4 protein-coding genes are annotated in these 3,144 nt (G+C 67.1%); 2 read left to right on the top strand and 2 right to left on the bottom strand.

From position 1 onward, the window contains the following. Both K2W81_RS11915 and K2W81_RS11920 read right to left on the bottom strand, forming a co-directional pair. Positions 1-190 (bottom strand): hypothetical protein (locus K2W81_RS11915; RefSeq protein WP_294104567.1); only part of this gene is annotated, 190 nt, incomplete at its 3' end. Between the two features lie 87 nt (positions 191-277). Next, the gene (locus tag K2W81_RS11920; protein WP_294104569.1) at positions 278-1,708 is read right to left on the bottom strand and encodes an amidohydrolase family protein; all 1,431 of its coding nucleotides are present in this window, start codon (positions 1,706-1,708) and stop codon (positions 278-280) included. A gap of 144 nt (positions 1,709-1,852) precedes the next feature. Between K2W81_RS11920 and K2W81_RS11925 the strand changes: the two genes are divergently transcribed. Together K2W81_RS11925 and K2W81_RS11930 are read left to right on the top strand one after the other, a co-directional pair. After that, a complete protein-coding gene (locus tag K2W81_RS11925) occupies positions 1,853-2,557 on the top strand; it encodes a phytanoyl-CoA dioxygenase family protein (protein ID WP_294104572.1) in 705 nt (234 codons plus the stop codon). Continuing rightward, positions 2,554-2,952: a VOC family protein gene (locus tag K2W81_RS11930; RefSeq protein WP_366932247.1), complete on the top strand. Its 399-nt coding sequence runs from the start codon at positions 2,554-2,556 to the stop codon at positions 2,950-2,952. Before K2W81_RS11925 ends, K2W81_RS11930 begins: the two co-directional genes overlap by 4 nt. The last annotated feature ends 192 nt before the right edge of the window (positions 2,953-3,144 follow it).

Consider the following 3,144-nt stretch of genomic DNA (forward strand, 5'->3'; position numbering starts at 1 on the left):
TCGCCGAAATCGGGTGCGTGCCGATCGTCACCATCAGCGCGTTGAACGCCAGCATCCCGCCGATCCGCACCGACAGGTCGAGATCGCGATTCTCCAGAAATTCCAGATCGGCAATGAAGCCCGGCGGCGGATTGTCGCCGCGCATGGCCTGAAACGCGCGCAGGCGCGTGCGGTAAGTCGAGGTACGCATGCCAGCGTGATATCGCGTGGCCGTGATAACCGCAAAGCGCTGATCAATCGCGGCGCGCCCGTCGCGCAATCGATAATGCCCCCCCCCTTAAGGCATTGCCGCCGTCGTCCCGGCCTCGCGCCGCATCGCCTCTAACCCCGCCCGGTCGATCGGCCGCCCTGCCACAACCAGCCCCACAGGCTCCAAAAGCACACCGAAATCCTTCAGCGGATTGCCGCTCAGCAGCACCAGATCGGCGGCCATGCCCTTCGCGACCTGGCCGCTGTCGGCAACGCCCGCCTTTGTCGCTGCCCGCCGCGTCGCCGCATCAAGCACTTCCGCGCGGGGCAGGCCCGCAGCGACCAGCGCGTCGAGTTCGTCGAGCAGAATCAGACCGGGGACCGCGCAATTCTCGGGCGGGCCGTCCGATCCGGTCAACAGATTGACCTTGGCCGCGCGCAGCGCCATCAGCACCTTGGCCACCGTTGCCCGATAGGCTTCGCCATCGGCGGCGGGCACTTGCTTCATGCTCTCGGCATATTGGCGGCACCGCTCAAGCTGCGCCGTCGGCAGATAGCGCGGGGCCGCTGCCAGCGACCGCGCGCTCGGCGGCATGCGCGAGCCGATCGTTGGCGTCACCGTCGCGCCGCCCGTGCCCATCGCACCAAACAGCGCCTTGCACCCGGCGTCGTTATAAAGTGCCGTCATCGTTCGCTCGAAATACCCCGGCCCACCTTGATACCAGCCGTTATAGAGCTTCTCGGCCCGCGCCTGGCCACCGGCGGTGCAATAGGAAAACAGTTCGGGCTGGAGATGCTCGAAATCGCGCTGGCCCGCCGCCATGGCCTCGACCGGCCCGGTATAGGGGCGCAGATGGCCGGTCACCGCGCGCCCCTGCCGCGCCGCCTCGGCAGTGATCGCGAGGTAGATTGCGGGGTCGAGGAAATCATGCACCTTAATGATGTCGACCCCGGCGGCGGCATGCTTGCGGACCTGCTCAGTTGCGTCATCGGGCGATTTGGCGACAAAGACATGGTCGAAACTGCCCCAGCGCACCGGCCCCATGAACGACGATCCGGCGACTTTCAGAATCGGCGCAGCCTGATGCTGGCGCCGCATGTCGTCGAAACGTGCGCGCAGCGTCAGGATGGGCTCCATCCGCGATCCCAGATCGCGCAGGCCCATCACCCCATAGGACATGGCAATCGGCGCATACCAAGTTAGCGGGTCGAGCGGTTTGAGCTGCGGATTGGGCGTCGATTCGAGATGGACGTGCAAGTCCCAGAGCCCCGCAATGACGAACTTGTTGTGGCCGTCGATCTGCGTGCGCGCGCGGGCCGTCCGGCGCGCCGGCGTGATCCGGGTGATCGATCCGCCTCGAATATAGATGTCGCGCGGCGGCGAGGCTGTCGCAGTCAGGGTATCGACGATGCGGATGCCGCGAATGACGAGCTCGGGATGGGCCGTCGCGGCACTCGCGGGGCCGGCGGCGAGGCAAGCCGCGATGGGAAACATCAGCCACGTTGCAAGTCGATGCATAGCCAATTCCTTCCGAACCACAGCCAATCGGACGAAGATGGGAGACTATCCTAATGGGCGCGCAGGTCCAGCGTCCCAAAGCATCGGCACGACCGCGTACCCGCTGGTTGTCCGGCTGGCATCGGAGCATTAGGCTCGCTCCCCATGACTGCCGATCGCACGCCTGCGCCTGACGGCGACCTGAGCTTTCCGGCCCTCCGCCACCTCGACACCCACGGCTACTTCGTCCTGCCGAATGCCATCCCCGCCGACTGGCTCGCCCCGTTGCGCGCCGCGTTCGACACCGGCGTCCTCCCCTCCGACCAATGGCCCGTCCCGCGCCAGTCGGAATGGCGGCACGCGCAGGTCGATCTCGACGCGCATGTCCAACGCGCCTGCCGCTTGCCCGCGCTGCTCGCCGCTGTGCACCACGTCCTGCGCACGCCCGTCTTCCTGTCGCAGGTCGAAGGGCGCGAGCCGCTTCAGGGCAATGCGCCGCAGCCGCTCCACCGCGATGCCGCCGGTTGTTCGGGGCAGTTGATGGCGGCGATGGTTTGGCTCGACGACTATGGGCCAGCCAATGGCGCGACGCAGGTGGTGCCGGGCTCGCACCGTATCGCCGAGCCCACCGCCGCTCTGCCGCAAATCCTCAGCGGTGACGCGGGCGATATCCTGATCTTCGACCCTGACCTCCTCCACGGCGCCACCAGCAATGTCGGCGGCGCGCGGCGGCGGTCGCTGCTGCTGTCCTATGCCTGCGCCGCGCTCCGCCCCGACCACCTTGCAACTGAAGCGATCCGGGGCGTGCGGATGGACACGACCGAGATTTTCGGGGCGGATGCGGCGCCGGTCGCGCACCCGGTGCACTGATGCCGCACCTCGCCCATATCGCCCTGATCGTTCGCGACTATGACGAAGCGCTGGCCTTCTATGTCGGCCAGCTGGGCTTCACGCTCGTCGAGGACAGCGCCGTTCCCGAACAGGGCAAGCGCTGGGTCGTCGTGCGCCCGCCCGATGCGGAGGCGGGTGCGACCTCAATCCTCCTCGCCCGCGCCGCCTCACCCGAACAAGCCGCCGCGATCGGTAACCAGGCGGGCGGGCGCGTCTTCCTGTTCCTCGAAACCGATGATTTCGCGCGCGATCATGCCGCGTTCACGGCCGCCGGGGTGCGCTTCCTCGAACCGCCGCGCCACGAAGTCTATGGCATTGTCGCGGTGTTCGAGGATCTTTATGGCAATCGCTGGGACTTGATCGAGCGGCAGTGAGGCGTGGCCGCCGCGCCACAGGCAAATCCTATAATTTCCGACACCCGGCGCCAGCGGCGACAAAACACTTTCCAACAGGCTGACAAGGCGGGCATTATCGCTCGCAAGCGCAGGCTCGCGCGCCCGCGCGCGTGCGCGTAGGGCGTGACTTTTGGGACTTTTCGATCCGCGCGCGGCGCTTGTCGGTCGGAC

Origin of the sequence: Sphingomonas sp. (genome assembly GCF_019749955.1) — a bacterium.
GTDB lineage: Bacteria > Pseudomonadota > Alphaproteobacteria > Sphingomonadales > Sphingomonadaceae > Sphingomonas.